The organism is Pseudomonas sp. AIG (assembly GCF_977020205.1).
Genome location: NZ_CDROCK010000068.1, coordinates 1 through 15,980, shown reverse-complemented (window position 1 = coordinate 15,980; position 15,980 = coordinate 1). Strand labels below are relative to the sequence as shown.

The 15,980-nt window shown below is 57.0% G+C and carries 17 protein-coding genes; 13 read left to right on the top strand and 4 right to left on the bottom strand.

All coding sequences use genetic code 11. The features are described 5' to 3' along the window. Positions 1-204 precede the first annotated feature (204 nt). The 8 genes from tkt to ACWR1S_RS27880 all read left to right on the top strand — a co-directional run bounded on the left by tkt (position 205) and on the right by ACWR1S_RS27880 (position 8,232). Positions 205-2,202, top strand: coding sequence for a transketolase (gene tkt, locus ACWR1S_RS27915; RefSeq protein WP_108225102.1), 1,998 nt, complete (start codon positions 205-207; stop codon positions 2,200-2,202). A 160-nt stretch (positions 2,203-2,362) separates the two neighbouring features. Continuing rightward, positions 2,363-3,415, top strand: coding sequence for an erythrose-4-phosphate dehydrogenase (gene epd, locus ACWR1S_RS27910; RefSeq protein WP_454565754.1), 1,053 nt, complete (start codon positions 2,363-2,365; stop codon positions 3,413-3,415). A gap of 12 nt (positions 3,416-3,427) precedes the next feature. After that, positions 3,428-4,591, top strand: a complete 1,164-nt coding sequence (locus ACWR1S_RS27905; protein WP_008081033.1) for a phosphoglycerate kinase — start codon at positions 3,428-3,430, stop codon at positions 4,589-4,591. Positions 4,592-4,625: 34 nt separating this feature from the next. Then, a complete protein-coding gene (locus ACWR1S_RS27900) occupies positions 4,626-4,847 on the top strand; it encodes a hypothetical protein (protein WP_454565753.1) in 222 nt (73 codons plus the stop codon). 57 nt (positions 4,848-4,904) lie between these two features. Further along, a complete protein-coding gene (locus tag ACWR1S_RS27895) occupies positions 4,905-5,237 on the top strand; it encodes an MliC family protein (protein ID WP_008081029.1) in 333 nt (110 codons plus the stop codon). 252 nt (positions 5,238-5,489) lie between these two features. Continuing rightward, the gene (gene fba / locus ACWR1S_RS27890; protein WP_007913760.1) at positions 5,490-6,554 is read left to right on the top strand and encodes a class II fructose-bisphosphate aldolase; all 1,065 of its coding nucleotides are present in this window, start codon (positions 5,490-5,492) and stop codon (positions 6,552-6,554) included. 120 nt (positions 6,555-6,674) lie between these two features. Beyond that, the gene (locus ACWR1S_RS27885) at positions 6,675-6,965 is read left to right on the top strand and encodes a helix-turn-helix transcriptional regulator (RefSeq protein WP_454565752.1); all 291 of its coding nucleotides are present in this window, start codon (positions 6,675-6,677) and stop codon (positions 6,963-6,965) included. After that, a complete protein-coding gene (locus ACWR1S_RS27880; protein ID WP_454565751.1) occupies positions 6,958-8,232 on the top strand; it encodes a type II toxin-antitoxin system HipA family toxin in 1,275 nt (424 codons plus the stop codon). The genes ACWR1S_RS27885 and ACWR1S_RS27880 overlap by 8 nt, the downstream gene beginning before the upstream one ends. 61 nt (positions 8,233-8,293) lie before the next feature. Here the strand turns inward: ACWR1S_RS27880 and ACWR1S_RS27875 are convergent, their stop codons facing one another. Next, positions 8,294-8,656, bottom strand: coding sequence for a DUF6124 family protein (locus ACWR1S_RS27875; RefSeq protein ID WP_454565750.1), 363 nt, complete (start codon positions 8,654-8,656; stop codon positions 8,294-8,296). Positions 8,657-9,018: 362 nt separating this feature from the next. Further along, positions 9,019-9,429 (bottom strand): hypothetical protein, encoded by a 411-nt coding sequence (locus tag ACWR1S_RS27870; protein WP_454565749.1) that lies wholly within the window; start codon positions 9,427-9,429, stop codon positions 9,019-9,021. Between the two features lie 262 nt (positions 9,430-9,691). On the opposite strand from ACWR1S_RS27870, the gene ACWR1S_RS27865 reads away from it, so the two are divergent. Then, a complete protein-coding gene (locus tag ACWR1S_RS27865) occupies positions 9,692-10,108 on the top strand; it encodes a hypothetical protein (RefSeq protein WP_454565748.1) in 417 nt (138 codons plus the stop codon). Positions 10,109-10,256: 148 nt separating this feature from the next. Here ACWR1S_RS27865 and ACWR1S_RS27860 read toward each other — a convergent pair whose 3' ends face one another. Beyond that, a complete protein-coding gene (locus tag ACWR1S_RS27860; RefSeq protein ID WP_108225105.1) occupies positions 10,257-10,925 on the bottom strand; it encodes a polysaccharide lyase family 7 protein in 669 nt (222 codons plus the stop codon). A gap of 321 nt (positions 10,926-11,246) precedes the next feature. Here ACWR1S_RS27860 and ACWR1S_RS27855 point away from each other — a divergent pair, with 321 nt between their 5' ends. Genes ACWR1S_RS27855 through ACWR1S_RS27845 form a run of 3 tightly spaced genes read left to right on the top strand, consistent with a single transcriptional unit; the run spans position 11,247 to position 14,230 of the window. Continuing rightward, positions 11,247-13,370 (top strand): putative bifunctional diguanylate cyclase/phosphodiesterase, encoded by a 2,124-nt coding sequence (locus ACWR1S_RS27855; RefSeq protein ID WP_454565747.1) that lies wholly within the window; start codon positions 11,247-11,249, stop codon positions 13,368-13,370. 44 nt (positions 13,371-13,414) lie between these two features. Then, the gene (locus ACWR1S_RS27850) at positions 13,415-13,909 is read left to right on the top strand and encodes a M48 metallopeptidase family protein (protein WP_034153713.1); all 495 of its coding nucleotides are present in this window, start codon (positions 13,415-13,417) and stop codon (positions 13,907-13,909) included. A gap of 24 nt (positions 13,910-13,933) precedes the next feature. Further along, positions 13,934-14,230, top strand: a complete 297-nt coding sequence (locus ACWR1S_RS27845) for a winged helix-turn-helix domain-containing protein (protein ID WP_454565746.1) — start codon at positions 13,934-13,936, stop codon at positions 14,228-14,230. A gap of 184 nt (positions 14,231-14,414) precedes the next feature. Here the strand turns inward: ACWR1S_RS27845 and ACWR1S_RS27840 are convergent, their stop codons facing one another. Beyond that, positions 14,415-14,867 carry a GNAT family N-acetyltransferase gene (locus tag ACWR1S_RS27840; RefSeq protein ID WP_454565745.1) on the bottom strand — a complete coding sequence of 151 codons (453 nt, stop codon included), beginning with the start codon at positions 14,865-14,867 and terminating at the stop codon, positions 14,415-14,417. A 255-nt stretch (positions 14,868-15,122) separates the two neighbouring features. On the opposite strand from ACWR1S_RS27840, the gene ACWR1S_RS27835 reads away from it, so the two are divergent. Then, entirely contained in the window at positions 15,123-15,860 is a 738-nt protein-coding gene (locus ACWR1S_RS27835) for a substrate-binding periplasmic protein (RefSeq protein ID WP_454565744.1), read from the top strand. The last annotated feature ends 120 nt before the right edge of the window (positions 15,861-15,980 follow it).

Below are 15,980 nucleotides of genomic sequence, written 5' to 3'. Positions count from 1 at the left end.
TTTGATATTGCTCGATAAATGGCACTTCTCCCGAAACGGTTAACTCTACAAACGAGCAGCGGAAAGGTTTCACCAACAGAAACCGCCGCTAACCATGGGAAAAACGTCCGTGGATGACTATCTGTCATTGCCCCGAGGCGCTCCGGTGAGGGAAAATGCCCTCCTTTTTTCCGTTTCGACTTACCAGAACCCAGGAGATCAGCGATGCCTAGCCGTCGTGAGCGTGCCAACGCCATTCGTGCCCTCAGCATGGATGCCGTGCAAAAAGCCAACAGCGGCCATCCCGGTGCCCCAATGGGTATGGCAGATATTGCCGAAGTGCTTTGGCGCGACTACCTCAAGCACAACCCGAGCAATCCATCGTTCGCCGACCGTGACCGCTTCGTGCTGTCCAACGGCCATGGCTCGATGTTGATCTACTCGCTGCTGCACCTGACCGGTTACGACCTGTCGATCGAAGACCTCAAGCAGTTCCGTCAACTGCACAGCCGCACCCCAGGTCACCCTGAATTCGGTTACACCCCGGGCGTTGAAACCACCACCGGCCCACTGGGTCAGGGTCTGGCCAACGCCGTCGGTTTCGCCCTGGCTGAAAAAGTCCTGGCGGCGCAGTTCAACCGTCCGAACCACAACATCGTCGACCACCACACCTACGTGTTCCTGGGTGATGGCTGCATGATGGAAGGCATTTCCCACGAAGTCGCTTCCCTGGCTGGTACTTTGGGTCTGGGCAAGCTGATCGCTTTCTACGATGACAACGGTATCTCCATCGACGGCGAAGTCGAAGGCTGGTTCACCGATGACACGCCGAAGCGTTTCGAAGCCTACAACTGGCAAGTGATCCGCAACGTTGACGGTCACGATCCGGAAGAGATCAAGACCGCCATCGAGACCGCGCGCAAGAGCCCGCTGCCAACGCTGATCTGCTGCAAGACCACCATCGGTTTCGGCTCGCCGAACAAGCAGGGCAAAGAAGACTGCCACGGCGCCCCACTGGGTGACGCGGAAATCGCTCTGACCCGTAAGGCGCTGAACTGGAACCACGGCCCGTTCGAAATCCCGGCTGACATCTATGCCGAGTGGGACGCCAAGGAAAAAGGTCGCGCCGCTGAAGCCGAGTGGGATCAGCGTTTCGCTGCCTACTCCGCCGCGTTCCCGACCGAAGCCAACGAACTGGTGCGTCGCCTGAGCGGCGAACTGCCGGCCGACTTCTCGGAAAAAGCTTCGGCTTACATCGCTGAAGTCGCGGCCAAAGGCGAAACCATCGCCAGCCGTAAAGCCAGCCAGAACACCCTGAACGCGTTCGGCCCGTTGCTGCCGGAACTGCTCGGCGGCTCCGCTGACCTCGCCGGTTCCAACCTGACCCTGTGGAAAGGTTGCAAAGGCGTCAGCGCTGAAGATGCCAGCGGCAACTACATGTACTACGGCGTGCGCGAATTCGGCATGACCGCAATCATGAACGGCGTGACCCTGCACGGCGGCCTGGTGCCTTACGGCGCGACCTTCCTGATGTTCATGGAATACGCCCGCAACGCCGTGCGCATGTCGGCGCTGATGAAGAAGCAAGTGATCCACGTCTACACCCACGACTCCATCGGTCTGGGCGAAGACGGCCCGACGCACCAGCCGATCGAGCAGCTGACCAGCCTGCGTACCACACCGAACCTCGACACCTGGCGTCCAGCCGATGCCGTTGAATCGGCCGTGGCCTGGAAAAACGCTCTGGAGCGTAAGGACGGCCCTTCGGCGCTGATCTTCTCGCGTCAGAACCTGCAACACCAGGAACGCGATGCTGGCCAGATTGCCGACATTAGCCGTGGTGGTTACGTGCTCAAGGACTGCGCAGGCGAGCCTGAGCTGATCCTGATTTCGACCGGTTCGGAAGTGGGGCTGGCGGTTCAGGCTTACGACAAACTGACCGAGCAAGGTCGCAAGGTGCGTGTGGTTTCCATGCCTTGCACCAGCGTGTTCGATGCTCAGGACGCTGGCTACAAGCAAGCCGTGCTGCCGTTGCAGGTGAGCGCGCGTATTGCCATCGAAGCGGCTCACGCCGACTTCTGGTTCAAGTACGTGGGTCTGGAAGGTCGCGTGATCGGCATGACCACTTACGGCGAATCGGCTCCGGCTTCGGCACTGTTCGAAGAGTTCGGCTTCACCCTGGAAAACATCCTGGGTCAGGCTGAAGAACTGCTGGAAGACTAAGCAGCATGAATGCGGTGGCCCCGGCTGCCGCGTTCCCCTGTAGGAGCTGCCGAAGGCTGCGATCTTTTGATCTTGATCTTAAAAAACAGGATCAAAAGATCGCAGCCTTCGGCAGCTCCTACATGGGGTTGTGTTGTTAGCGAATACTATCGAGAACCCCATGCCTCAACCGCGTCCTTACAAAGTTGCACTCAACGGCTACGGCCGGATTGGTCGTTGCGTCTTGCGTGCGTTGTTTGAGCGAGGCGAGAAAGCCGGGTTTGAAATTGTCGCGATCAACGATCTGGCGGACATGGCCAGCATCGAATACCTGACACGCTTCGACTCCACCCACGGCCGCTTTCCGGGCGAAGTGCGAGTAGAAGGCGATTGTCTCTATATTAATGGCGACTGCGTGAAGGTCCTGCGCAGTGCCACCCCCGAAGGCATCGATTGGGCGTCGCTGGGCGTCGATCTGGTGCTTGAGTGTTCCGGTGCCTATAACACCCGTGAAGACGGCCAGCGCTTTCTCGACGCCGGCGCGCCACGCGTGTTGTTCTCGCAGCCGATGGCCAGCGAGGCGGATGTCGACGCCACCATCGTTTACGGCGTCAATCAGGATTGCCTGACCGGCGACGAACTGCTGGTGTCCAACGCCTCCTGCACCACCAACTGCGGCGTGCCGCTGTTGCGCCTGCTCGACAAGGCGATCGGCCTCGATTACGTGTCGATCACCACCATTCACTCGGCGATGAACGATCAACCGGTGATCGACGCTTATCACCACGAAGACCTGCGCCGCACCCGTTCGGCGTTCCAGTCGGTGATCCCGGTGTCCACTGGTCTGGCGCGCGGTATCGAGCGTCTGCTGCCGGAACTTGCCGGGCGAATTCAGGCCAAAGCCGTACGCGTGCCGACGGTCAACGTGTCCTGCCTCGACATCACGATGCAGACCGCCACGGCGACCGACGCCAATGAGGTCAACCGGATCCTGCGCGAAGCCGCCACCAATGGCCCGCTCAAAGGTCTGCTCGCCTATACCGAGCTGCCGCACGCCAGTTGTGATTTCAACCATGACCCACATTCGGCCATCGTCGATGCCAGTCAGACCCGTGTTTCCGGCCCCAAGCTGGTGAACATCCTGGCCTGGTTCGACAACGAATGGGGTTTTGCCAACCGAATGCTGGACGTTGCAGAACACTATCTGCAAACAGCAACTTCAAAAAAACCGTAGGAAGTGCGACCCATGACCGTGTTGAAGATGTCCGACCTCGATCTGCAAGGTAAGCGCGTATTGATCCGCGAAGACCTCAACGTCCCAGTCAAGGACGGTGTTGTCACCAGCGATGCGCGTATCCTGGCTTCGCTGCCGACCATCAAGCTGGCCCTGGAAAAAGGCGCGGCGGTGATGGTCTGCTCGCACCTTGGCCGTCCGACCGAAGGCGAATTCTCCGCCGAGAACAGCCTCAAGCCTGTCGCCGACTACCTGAGCAAGGCCTTGGGCCGCGAAGTGCCGCTGGTGGCTGATTACCTGGGCGGCGTTGACGTCAAGGCCGGCGACATCGTGCTGTTCGAAAACGTGCGCTTCAACAAAGGCGAGAAAAAGAACGCTGACGAACTGGCCCAGCAATACGCCGCGCTGTGCGACGTGTTCGTGATGGACGCCTTTGGCACCGCCCACCGCGCCGAAGGTTCGACCCACGGCGTGGCCAAGTTCGCCAAAGTCGCGGCCGCTGGTCCACTGCTGGCCGCTGAACTGGATGCACTGGGCAAAGCGCTGGGCGCACCGGCTCAGCCAATGGCAGCCATCGTTGCCGGCTCTAAGGTGTCGACCAAACTGGACGTGCTGAACAGCCTGAGTCAGATCTGCAACCAATTGATCGTCGGCGGCGGCATCGCCAACACCTTCCTCGCGGCCGCCGGTCACCCGGTTGGCAAGTCGCTGTACGAACCGGACCTGCTCGACACCGCGCGTGCCATCGCTGCGAAAGTCAGCGTGCCGCTGCCGGTTGACGTGGTGGTTGCCAAAGAATTCGCTGAAACCGCTGAAGCCACCGTCAAGCTGATCGCTGACGTCGCGGCGGACGACATGATTCTGGACATCGGCCCGCAAACTGCAGCCAACTTCGCCGAACTGCTGAAATCGTCGAAAACCATTCTGTGGAACGGCCCGGTCGGCGTGTTCGAGTTCGACCAGTTCGGCAACGGCACCAAAGTGCTGGCTCAGGCCATCGCTGAAAGCTCGGCGTTCTCCATTGCTGGCGGTGGCGACACCCTGGCCGCCATTGATAAATATGGCGTCGCTGAGCAAATCTCCTACATTTCCACCGGTGGTGGCGCGTTCCTCGAATTCGTCGAGGGCAAAGTGCTGCCAGCCGTTGAAGTCCTGGAAAGCCGGGCCAAGGCCTGAGGCCGCCCGTTTGGCCAGGCAAAGGAGTGTTTACATGGTCAAGTCGTTAGCACTGTTGTTGCTGACCGGTACGCTGGCGGCCTGCGGGAGTAACCCGAAGGCCGAAGCCACGCCGGCGCCGAGCGAGTCGCAGAAGGGCTGTTATCAGTCCGACTGGCAGGCCGAAACCAACCCGGTGCTGAACAAGCGATCCGGGCCGGACGGCCTGGACAAATACGAGACGCAAACCCCGGCCAAGGAACATGGTTGTCCTTGACGGGTCTGACTCTTTAACTCAGGACTGACGGCGTGCGCCGTCAGTCGAGGAACACGGATGAAAGGCTTGATCGCCATTGCGGCGTTGGCATTGTTGGGCGGTTGCGCGCAGTTGAACCTGTTTCAGTCGTCTGCCCCGGCGGACAACTGGACGACCTGGACCTGCGACAGCCAGGCCAAAGTGCTGTGGCGCTACGCCGATGCCGGCCAGAAGGAAGTCGACGTTCGACTGGGTGGCGGTGATCAGGTCTATCGCCTGAAAGAAGAGCCGGGCGCCTCGGGCACGCTGTACAGCGACGGCATGCTGGCGTTTCACGTCAAGGGTGAGGAAGGCCTGGTGTACTGGGTCGCCACCAATGACCTGATCGGCCGCGGCTGCAAAGCTGAATAATTGCAACACCGCAGGCCCAATGTAGGAGTGAGCCTGCTCGCGATAGCAATTCTGCAGTCAGTACTGCAGCGACTGTCAGGCCGCTATCGCGAGCAGGCTCACTCCTACAAGGGTTCTGCGCAGTTCTGAAGAATTGGCTTTATCGAATCACCAGACCGGGCCTCAACCCCCGATCTGCAATCACTTGAATAGCCGCCGCCGCTCCGGCAGGCTGGCACGATTAACGACCCTCAACCGGGAGAGACACACACAATGGCACTTATCAGCATGCGCCAGATGTTGGACCACGCAGCCGAATTCGGCTACGGCGTTCCAGCTTTCAACGTCAACAACCTTGAGCAGATGCGCGCCATCATGGAAGCCGCTGACAAGACTGACTCCCCGGTGATCGTTCAGGCTTCGGCCGGCGCTCGCAAATACGCCGGTGCGCCATTCCTGCGTCACCTGATCCTGGCCGCGATCGAAGAGTTCCCGCACATCCCGGTGTGCATGCACCAGGACCACGGCACCAGCCCTGACGTCTGCCAGCGTTCGATCCAACTGGGCTTCAGCTCGGTAATGATGGACGGCTCGCTGGGCGAAGACGGTAAGACCCCGACCGACTACGACTACAACGTCCGCGTTACCCAACAAACCGTGGCCATGGCTCACGCCTGCGGCGTTTCGGTAGAAGGCGAGCTGGGCTGCCTGGGTTCGCTGGAAACCGGCATGGCCGGTGAAGAAGACGGTATCGGCGCCGAAGGCGTTCTGGATCACAGCCAAATGCTGACCGACCCGGAAGAAGCCGCTGACTTCGTCAAACGCACCCAGGTCGATGCCCTGGCCATCGCCATCGGCACCAGCCACGGCGCCTACAAGTTCACCAAGCCACCTACTGGCGACGTGCTGGCGATCGACCGTATCAAGGAAATCCACAAACGCATCCCGAACACCCACTTGGTGATGCACGGTTCCTCGTCGGTGCCACAAGAGTGGCTGGCGATCATCAACCAGTACGGCGGCGACATCAAAGAAACCTACGGCGTACCGGTTGAAGAAATCGTCGAAGGCATCAAGTACGGCGTGCGCAAGGTCAACATCGACACCGACCTGCGTCTGGCATCCACCGGCGCCATGCGTCGCCTGATGGCCACCAACCCGAGCGAATTCGACCCACGTAAATTCTTCGGCGCGACCGTAACTGCGATGCGTGATGTGTGTATCGCTCGTTATGAAGCGTTCGGTACTGCGGGCAATGCTTCGAAGATCAAACCGATCTCGCTGGAAGCGATGTATCAGCGTTATCTGAAAGGTGAGTTGAACGCTAAGGTTAACTAAGCCTGAGCGTTAAACTGCTTCGATAAGAAACCCGCCGGTGAGGCGGGTTTTTTGTGGGTGAAATTTTTGGTAGCGATACTTGGAAATCCGCACTTGAAATGTCACCTATAGTGAACTTTAATGATTTTTATCAGTTTAAAGTCCCATATAGGTGACATTTTGATCCTGAATAATCCTTCGATTTTCGCCGAACGCATTCGTCAGCTGCGGAAAGCCAAGGGCTACAGCCAGCTAATGTTGGCGCACAAGGCCAAATGCAGTCGCAAGACCATTATCGATCTTGAGGCCGGTGAAAACGTCGCTTTTTATACCGTGTTCCGGGTGATTGCCGCGTTGGGCATGGCGCTCGAAATTGTCGACAACCGAATCGATCTCAAGTCGCTTGCCGATCTGGTAGAGCATGATGAATAAGGTCAAGCGGCTCAACGTCATGACGCCGCAAGGCTGCGCGGGCGAGCTATCCAAAGGTTCGCAGTTCTCGTTTGCCTACCAGACGGCAGAAGCATTCAGGGAAGTCTCATTGGTCATGCCTTATGACCCGACACCCGCGGTGAGCAATGTGTTGCACCCGATCTTCGATATGAATGTGCCGGAAGGTTTTCTGGCCGATCAGATCAAACGTCGGATGGCCAAGCATATGCAGGTCGATGAAGTGCGCCTGCTTTCGGTCATTGGCGGCAATCAGATTGGTCGCCTCACCTATGAAAATCCGACTGAGCCACCTAGCGCCGTGCGTGCCCAAGTCGGTTTACAAGACATTCTGTCTGCCGACGCCTCTCAGGGTGTTTTCAACTTTCTGGTTGAAACCTACTTCGAATCGGGTATTTCCGGTGTGCAACCCAAGGTGCTGGTGCCTGACCTGGACAAGCTGACCGGTAACCGAAAAACCATGCTCAGCTCCGATCTTATCGTCAAATCAGGAGCCGAGGAATATGAACACTTGGCCCAGAATGAGTTTCTGTGTCTGGAGGCGGCGAGGCTGGCAGGATTGGAAACGCCACCGTTCTGGCTTTCCGAGAGCGGTGAGCTGTTTGTCATGGAGCGGTTTGACCTGACGGCGTCCGGCCGGCTCGGCTTCGAAGACATGGCGGTACTGTTGGGTCTGAACAAAGATCCTCACGACAATTACAAGTATTCGCAGAGCTATGAAACCCTCGCGGCTGTCATCCGCCAGGTATGTCGCCATGCCGATCCGATACGGGAGCTGGAGCGATACTTTTCGTCAGTCTGCCTTTCGGTGATGGTGCGCAATGGCGATGCACATTTGAAGAACTTCGGCGTGATATACACGCAGCCCGCGGCTCCGGAAACCGTGCAGTTAGCCCCGATTTACGATGTTACGACCACCACGGTCTATGAAAACTACAACCCGAAGTCCGGGCGGTCACTGGTTGACCGTACCCTGGCAATCAAAATGAATAAAACCAAAGATTACCCGGATCGCCAGCAACTGATCGAGTTCGGTCGCAAACACTGCGCGGTGGATAGGCCGGCATTGATCATTGAGCGGATAGCTGAGGCAATGAGTCAGGCACTGACTGCTCATCGGTCGCGAGTGAATGCTGAATTGTTTGTGGGGATGCAACGCGAATGGGATGCCGGGCGTGCAGTTGCCTTGAATGACTCGGTTGGGTCGGGATTGAAGCGTAAGCCTGTATTGGGAGATAGCAACGGTTAGCTACGCTTTTGCGCTTATTGCTATTCAGGAGCCCGCCGCGAGGCGGGTTTTTTGTGGGCGGTTATTCCTTCAGTTCGACATGATCCAGTGCCTGATTCACCGCCAGTTCTCCAAGCATGACGACTTGCGCAATGCCCAGTGCAGTCTTGCGGTGTGAGGTGTCGAGCACGGCGGCGAAGTTGTTGAGCATTTCGCTGGCTGAACCCAGGGTTTCGCTGGCGTTGGCCAGCAAGGATTCGGTGTTGTACTTCGGGTTGGCGAGGTACATGGGTTCGGGTTTATGCGTGCTGGCCATGATGAAGGCGGACGGTTTGAGGTAATGGTCGAGGGCGCGTTCGGCGGCGTCGTTGAGTTTTTTGGAATCAAGGGATTCGTAGGGCGATGCGGGATCTGTTTCTGGCGGGTGTGGCGTTGATTTGATCATGTTTCGTCTCCGGTAAATGGAGCCGACACCGGATCGCTACTAAACGAAGAGGGTGGCAGCTGAACGCAGGTTAGTAGACCGGGGAGACGCGACCGGCGCACCCGAAGGCGCCCTGCGTACAGCTACCATCAAGCGCGGGTTATGCCCGAATGATGGTGCCAATGCGCATCGCGTAACCACGGGCTACTAAACCCGATCACTGGAAATCAGTGACGCGAATCAAGTTACCGATGGCCCGCCAGGCGCACAAGCCGGCGGATTCTGGCGTAGTGGTAGGCAACGGCGCAAGCTGTTGTAGGCATCCGGAAGTAACTGCTGACAGATCTAAACACCGCTGTTTAAAAGGCTGGATTTAAAGCAGGTCAACCGAGCATCCAGCGCTTCAACTGAACGAATAATCCACCGTAAAGCGGTGCCTCCGCACTTGAATCAGCGCATTGAATTGACTGGGGAAGAGGCTTCTCTTTCAAGTGATAACCGGTCAGGGCATGGCGCCCGCCTCCCGTGGCATGAGCGCGGATGGCGCTGAGTGTCGGGTAACCTCTCAAACAGTCCATTTCTCCTTGCCAGCTGTCTTTTGCATCGGCGATGTCGGTGATGAACCAAACGTCGGTGTAGGTACTGTCTCGGTGGTAATAAGACCCGGCAATCGGGTAGCTCTGAGCGTTATCTTTCAGCGTGCCCCACAACTGACCGTTGTTTGCGTTTGCATGGGTAATGTCTATGCAAAAGCTGTTGTCGTCGTTGCAGAAACTTCCAAGTGGGCCAGACATAGGTGGGGCTTCCTGGATAATTGTGTGTCAGTCAACGTTATCCGCGTGGTTTTCAGTCGCCTACTGTCAAGATTGACAGTTGTTTAGATTGAATTGGAATAAATATTTGGTTCGTATGGATTTTTTGGTAGTTTCTGCCTGTTACGTGTTATTGAGATTTTTTTGATTTCTAAAAGTTATAAAAACCTGTCAGAAATTACAGTTGGAAAGGGAAGGTTATTTTCTTACTGTGGCGCTTCAATTGATTTTGGAGTGATAAGGTATGGACAGTATAAAAGCGGTAGATCTTGATAAAATTCCAAAAATGAATGATTTTGGACGGGTAGACGTTACGCTGGACATTGGAAGCGGCCCTATTAGCTATGAAAGCCGACCTTACAGACAAGTTGATGATGACTATTTTTATTTTAAAGCACAGGGGCAAGAAGCTTACAGTCAATACTATGTGAGGTTGGGATTTGATCGAATGATGCCTGTAGGTGTGCACAACATTGTTTTTAATAAAGACAAAATTTTCGCTGGCACGGATTTCCCGGGGCAAGGACAGGTGGAATACCGTCATGGAAAGTTGTTTTTGGAAAAAAACGGCGAATATCCAGAGGGGAGCTTTCTTTTTACGACTGACCGAGAAGTAGAGATTGTTAAAGGGAACTTTACCTTCAAAGGGGAAAAGAGCTAGTTATTTTGCTCAGGGCAATCGGTGTGGCTCTTATTGTATATAGTTTTATCGTGAGTAGATAATAAATGAGGTGGCGAAGATGTAAGCTGTTTCGCCACCTGCACTTGTTTAATTGTTTCAAAAAAAGCTATTGTTTTTCGTGTGACCACTACTTGTCATGATCAATATCCAGCTTACTGAACGTCACCTGCCCACCTTCGCTCGTATACCCGGTGTTGTCCTGCACATAAACCCCAGCCTTGAAATACAACGGCTTGTTGCGCCAAGTCGCGCTGATCTGTGAGTCCCACTGATACCCCGCCGCACTCACACCCAACGCGCCGCCGGGGCTGAGGTGGATAAGGTAGTTGAATTCGCGATCCAGTTTGATCCCGGTCGCCAGGGTGATAACCCGGCTCTCATCCTCGTCCGGGTGCATGCGCACCTTGATCACCAGGTTGCCGGTCTCGGTTTTTGCCTTGTACTGATATTCAAGTTTGACCATCGGCTTCTGGCTTTCATAAGCGTGAATCTGGCCGATGACGATCTTGCCTGAACTCGGCACTTTGTTAACCGTAAGGGTCGCTCGCAGCAGGTTGTCGGCATCCGGGTAGTACCAGTTGCGCAAAGTGCCGTTGCTGTAGGTCTCGCGCAGTTCAGTGCGCGGATAAATGGCGTTTTCGGTTTTTGACCCGGTAACCGGTGACCAGAAGAACAAGGTGCCGGTGTCGGAATGGAAGTATTGATCTTTGAAGCCGTTCACCAGTTTGGAGGTTTCGACGGTGTATGGCGGGCTGCCAACGGGAACGCTGAGGTTCCAGGTTGCGAGATCGATCATGTCGGTTCTTCCACTCAAGTTTCACTGCACGCACGTGCCAGAAGCTCTAGCCCGCACGTTTTGGGGCGGCCTTTATAAGCGTAGAGGGATTTTTTGTTAATGCCCGTTTGGCAGATGATTGACGTCAATATCCTGTCGAAATGCCATCTCTGCCGGTTTCCGGGGGCTTCAGCGGTGACCGTTAGTCGGCAAATTCACGCTTTGGTTAAATGATGGCCTGATGACAGCTTCTGCTTTCTTGGATCCAGTACTAGAGTGAAGCCTCAGTATGTGTGCGGTTTTTACCGGAAACCGACCGAAAGTCCCGACAAGAGAAGCAGCATGGAATGCGCGCAACCCCCGCCAGGTGAAGGCAGCTCTGTCCTTTTGATCGTTGATGATTACCCTGAAAATCTGATCAGCATGCGCGCGTTGCTGCAGCGTCAGGATTGGCACGTCCTCACCGCAGCCTCCGGCTTCGAAGCGCTCAATATTCTGCTCTCGCACGACGTCGATCTGGTGCTGCTGGACGTGCAGATGCCGGGCATGGACGGCTTTGAAGTGGCGCGATTGATGCGTGGTAGCCAGCGCACGCGCCTGACGCCGATCATCTTTCTGACCGCCAACGAACAATCCCAGGACGCCGTGATCAAGGGCTATGCCAGTGGCGCGGTGGATTACCTGTTCAAACCGTTCGACCCGCAGATCCTCAAGCCCAAGGTGCAGGCGTTGCTCGAACACCAGCGCAATCGCCGCGCCTTGCAGCGCCTGAGTCATGACCTGGAAGTGGCGCGTGCCTTCAATGCCTCGGTGCTGGACAACGCCGCCGAAGGCATTCTGGTGGTGGGCGAGGACGGTTTGATCCGCTTTGCCAATCCGGCGATTTCGCGGTTGCTGAATGCGCCGGTGAAGGAGCTCGAAGGTAAAGAGTTTCTCGATTTTCTACAGAAGCCGCACATTCCGCTGTGGGCTGATTCCGAGTTTTATGCCAGCTACAAGCGTGGCGAGACGTTGAGGCTGCACGACGCCTTGCTACGCACTGCGCCCGGCCAGCAGGTGCCGGTCGCGCTGTCCTGTGCGGCGTTGCCTGCCGAGCAACACGCGATGGTGGTGACCGTGCTGGACATGTCGGTGGTGCGGCACTTGCACCAGCAGCTCGAATTTCAAGCAGTGACCGATCCACTGACCGGGTTGCTCAACCGGCGCGGGTTTTACCAGACTGTTGAAAACCTGTTGCTGCGCGGTGAGCGCAGCGACAGCAGTTGGGTGTTGCTGTATCTGGATCTCGACGGCTTTAAACGGGTCAACGATTCCCTCGGTCACGATGCCGGCGATCGGGTGTTGCGCTGGGTCTCCGAGCAACTAAAGGCCTGCCTGCGGCCGTTCGATATTCTCGCGCGCATGGGCGGTGATGAATTCACCGCGCTGCTGGATCTGGAGTTCCCCGAGCAAGCGGCGAAGATTGCCGAAAAACTCATCGAGCGAGTGTCGATCTGTCAGCAGATCGAAGGGTTGGACATCGCCCTCGGCGCCAGCATCGGTATCGCCACTTATCCTGATTGCGGCTCAAACCTTGACGGATTGCTGCGTGCCTCCGATATCGCCATGTATGAAGCCAAACGCGCCGGGCGTCAGCAATATCGCTTTTATGATCATGAAATGAACGGTAGGGCGCGCTCGAGGTTGATGCTCGAAGAGAGCGTGCGTGCCGCCATCGAGAATCGCGATTTCAATCTGGTCTATCAACCGCAAGTGGCTATCGACACGGGCCAGATTCGTGGCTTCGAAGCGTTGTTGCGCTGGCAACACCCGAGCGTTGGCGATGTGCCGCCGGGGTTGTTTCTGCCATTGCTGGAAGAAGCGCGGTTGATCAGTCGCCTCGGCAGCTGGATTTATCATCGCGGCGCCGGTCAGCGTAAAGCCTGGGAAACCCTGTTTGCCGAGGATCTGGTGCTCGGCGTGAGTTTGAGCAACACCCAGTTCAGCCTGCCGAATCTGGTCACCGAGTTGCGCCAGGTCATGGAGCGACATGCCTTGCAACCTCGGCAACTGGAGGTCGAGGTCACCGAAGAAGCGCTGATGCAAAACCCCGACGAGACCCGCAAGCAGTTGCGTTTGCTGCGCAACCTCGGCGTGCGCGTGGCGCTGGATGATTTCGGTTCCGGACCTTGTTCGCTAGCGCATCTGCGCGATCTGGAACTCGATACGCTGAAAATTGATCGTCATCTGATCGCGCGATTGCCTGACTCCAGGCGCGACGCCTCGCTGGTCAGCACGGTCATCAGTCTGTGCAAACAATACGGCTTGCTGGTGATCGCCGAAGGTGTCGAAACCATTGAGCAATACCAATGGCTGCAAGCCCACGGCTGCGAGTACGTGCAAGGCTTCCTCGTGGCGCGGCCATTGATCGCCGAGGACGCTGCGAGCTTCGCCGAACCGTTTGACTGGAGCGCGCTGCCCGGTTGAATTCGCTACACTGGCGCACCTTTTTCGAACCGTGTCGCTCGTCCATGACTGTGTTGAAGTACCTCCAGGCCTATCCCGCGCAATTGCAGGATCAGGTGCGCCAACTGATCGCCGAAGGGCGTCTGGGTGAATACCTGAATCAACGCTATTCGGGGCGCCACGATGTGCAGAGCGACAAGGCCTTGTACAGCTACGCGCTGGACTTGAAGCAGGAATACCTGCGCAACGCGCCGGCCATCGACAAGGTGCTGTTCGACAACCGCCTCGACCTGACCCACCGCGCCCTCGGTCTGCACACCACGGTGTCACGGGTGCAGGGCGGCAAGCTCAAGGCCAAGAAAGAGATTCGTATCGCCTCGTTGTTCAAGGACGCCGCGCCGGACTTTCTGAAAATGATCGTGGTGCATGAACTGGCGCACTTCAAGGAATCGGATCACAACAAGGCGTTCTATAAATTGTGCGAGCACATGCTGCCGGGGTATCACCAGGTCGAGTTTGATCTGCGCGTGTACCTGACCTGGCGGGATATGCAGGCTTAACAGTACGCAACCAGGAAGGTGGGGATGGACGTCAGCAAGACCAAAAGCAGTTTCTACCGCCGCTTGTATGTGGCGTACCTGATCGACAGCGGTCTGGCGCCGAGTGTGCCGACACTGACCGAAGTGACCGGCATGCCCCGGTGTACGGCGCAGGACACGATTGCGGCGTTGGCGGATCTGGACATCGTGTGTGAGTTTGAGCAGGAAGAGGGCGCGCGCAACCATGCGGGGCGCTATCGGATTCGCGAATGGGGGGCGATTGATCGCGGGTGGATCGAGCGTAATTTGCGGCAGATCAAGGCTGTGCTTGAGTATCCCTGAAAGCCCCTCACCCCAGCCCTCTCCCCGAGGGAGAGGGGGCCGACCGCGAGATGCTCGTAAGTTACGCCGACCTGAAAGTGCTGCTGTGAATCCATAATCGACGCGGTTTTTCAGGTCGATGTCTGACGCAAGACGATAAGGTCAGTCCCCTCTCCCTCCGGGAGAGGGCTAGGGTGAGGGCTGTTCAGGCACGACGCATCCCAATGTGCGGAATGTCATCCTCCAGATATTCTTCACCCGCCACAACAAACCCGTACCGACCGTAATACCCCTGCAAATGCGCCTGCGCTGACAGATAGATCGGCACTTGTGGCCAATGCTTCTCCGCCTGTTTCAACGCCTGCTCCATCATTTCGTGCCCCAGCCCTTTGCCGCGCCCTTGCGGTGCGGTAATCACGCGGCCGATCACCACGTCGCCGCCCTGGGATTCCGGATCCAGCAGGCGCAGGTACGCCATCAACTGATCATCTTCCCAACCCATCAGGTGATAGGTATCACCTTCCAGATCCTGACCGTCGAGGTCCGGATAAGCGCATTTCTGCTCGACGACGAACACTTCCGAGCGCAACTTCAACAGCGCGTACAGCTGTTCCTTGCCCAGATCACTGTGATGTTTGCAGACCCACTCGATTGTCATGTGCCGATTCCTTGAACGTGTCGCCCGATACTAAGCGCCTGTGGCAGAGATGTCTTTATGGCGTAAGAGTCTGTGACAAAGGTCAAAATGCCATCATTCCTTTCTCGCAGCCTCGGCGACTTTGTGTAATCTGCTGGAGAGCCCTGTGCACTGGCTGCAATGAGCTAATGTTAGGGCCTGGGTTTTGCCGGTAAGGGGCCTTGGGGTTTTGACTGAAAACATGCTGGGCAACGTGCCCGCTAAGGATTTTCAAGCATGCCGCGTTTGCATCGAGCCTTTGCTTTGATCGGATTGCTCTTGCTGGCCCAGACTGCCGCAGCGGAGAAGCTGCGGCTGGTGTTTGATATCTGGCCACCCTTTACCGACGACACGCTGGTCAACGGCGGCCTGGCCACCGACATTGTCAGCACCGCGCTGGCTCGGGCCGGTTATGCCAGCGGTTACGAACAGGTGCCTTGGGCGCGGGCGCTGCTGGGCGTCGGCGAGGGCCGCTACGATGTGTTGGTCAACGCCTGGTACAACGACGAGCGAACCAGGCTCGGCCAGTTTTCCGGGGAATACCTGCTCAACCGCATCCGCTTTCTCAAGCGCAAAGACACGCCACTCGAATACTCCAATCTGCAGCAACTGCACACCTATCCGATTGCGGTGGTGCGCGGCTACGCCTATTCGGCGCCGTTCGATGCCGACACGGCGTTGCAGAAAGTCCCTGTGCATAACTTCGCCATGGCCGTGCGCATGCTCGCGGCGGATCGGGTCAAGTTGACGCTGGAGGATGAATTTGTGGCGAAGTATTACCTGGCCAGGGAATCAGCCAAGGTGCGCAATTCGGTGGAGTTTTTGCCCCAGCCGTTGAGTGAGAACAGTCTGCATATATTGGTCAGCCTGAAGAATCCGCAGCATGAGCAGATTGTGGCGGGGTTTGACAAGGCGATTGCGGCGATGAAGGCGGATGGGAGTTATGACAAGTTGTTGAGGCAGCATGGGATGTGAGGGTCGATCCAGAATCCTCTGTGTGGCAGATGTCGCTATCGCGAGCAGGCTCACTCCTACAATTTGGAATGCGTTCCCCTGTGGGAGTGAGCCTGCTCGCGATGACGCCCTGTCAACCGC

What these genes read in the sequence shown, in the direction of transcription:
- ACWR1S_RS27855 (WP_454565747.1), top strand. Translation starts at nt 11,247, where the DNA reads ATGGAATGCGCGCAACCCCCGCCAGGTGAAGGCAGCTCTGTCCTTTTG.
- ACWR1S_RS27865 (WP_454565748.1), top strand. Translation starts at nt 9,692, where the DNA reads ATGGACAGTATAAAAGCGGTAGATCTTGATAAAATTCCAAAAATGAAT.
- ACWR1S_RS27870 (WP_454565749.1), bottom strand. Translation starts at nt 9,429, where the DNA reads ATGTCTGGCCCACTTGGAAGTTTCTGCAACGACGACAACAGCTTTTGC.
- ACWR1S_RS27895 (WP_008081029.1), top strand. Translation starts at nt 4,905, where the DNA reads ATGAAAGGCTTGATCGCCATTGCGGCGTTGGCATTGTTGGGCGGTTGC.
- ACWR1S_RS27875 (WP_454565750.1), bottom strand. Translation starts at nt 8,656, where the DNA reads ATGATCAAATCAACGCCACACCCGCCAGAAACAGATCCCGCATCGCCC.
- ACWR1S_RS27845 (WP_454565746.1), top strand. Translation starts at nt 13,934, where the DNA reads ATGGACGTCAGCAAGACCAAAAGCAGTTTCTACCGCCGCTTGTATGTG.
- fba (WP_007913760.1), top strand. Translation starts at nt 5,490, where the DNA reads ATGGCACTTATCAGCATGCGCCAGATGTTGGACCACGCAGCCGAATTC.
- epd (WP_454565754.1), top strand. Translation starts at nt 2,363, where the DNA reads ATGCCTCAACCGCGTCCTTACAAAGTTGCACTCAACGGCTACGGCCGG.
- ACWR1S_RS27885 (WP_454565752.1), top strand. Translation starts at nt 6,675, where the DNA reads ATGATTTTTATCAGTTTAAAGTCCCATATAGGTGACATTTTGATCCTG.
- ACWR1S_RS27880 (WP_454565751.1), top strand. Translation starts at nt 6,958, where the DNA reads ATGAATAAGGTCAAGCGGCTCAACGTCATGACGCCGCAAGGCTGCGCG.
- ACWR1S_RS27905 (WP_008081033.1), top strand. Translation starts at nt 3,428, where the DNA reads ATGACCGTGTTGAAGATGTCCGACCTCGATCTGCAAGGTAAGCGCGTA.
- ACWR1S_RS27850 (WP_034153713.1), top strand. Translation starts at nt 13,415, where the DNA reads ATGACTGTGTTGAAGTACCTCCAGGCCTATCCCGCGCAATTGCAGGAT.
- ACWR1S_RS27840 (WP_454565745.1), bottom strand. Translation starts at nt 14,867, where the DNA reads ATGACAATCGAGTGGGTCTGCAAACATCACAGTGATCTGGGCAAGGAA.
- ACWR1S_RS27900 (WP_454565753.1), top strand. Translation starts at nt 4,626, where the DNA reads ATGGTCAAGTCGTTAGCACTGTTGTTGCTGACCGGTACGCTGGCGGCC.
- ACWR1S_RS27860 (WP_108225105.1), bottom strand. Translation starts at nt 10,925, where the DNA reads ATGATCGATCTCGCAACCTGGAACCTCAGCGTTCCCGTTGGCAGCCCG.
- tkt (WP_108225102.1), top strand. Translation starts at nt 205, where the DNA reads ATGCCTAGCCGTCGTGAGCGTGCCAACGCCATTCGTGCCCTCAGCATG.
- ACWR1S_RS27835 (WP_454565744.1), top strand. Translation starts at nt 15,123, where the DNA reads ATGCCGCGTTTGCATCGAGCCTTTGCTTTGATCGGATTGCTCTTGCTG.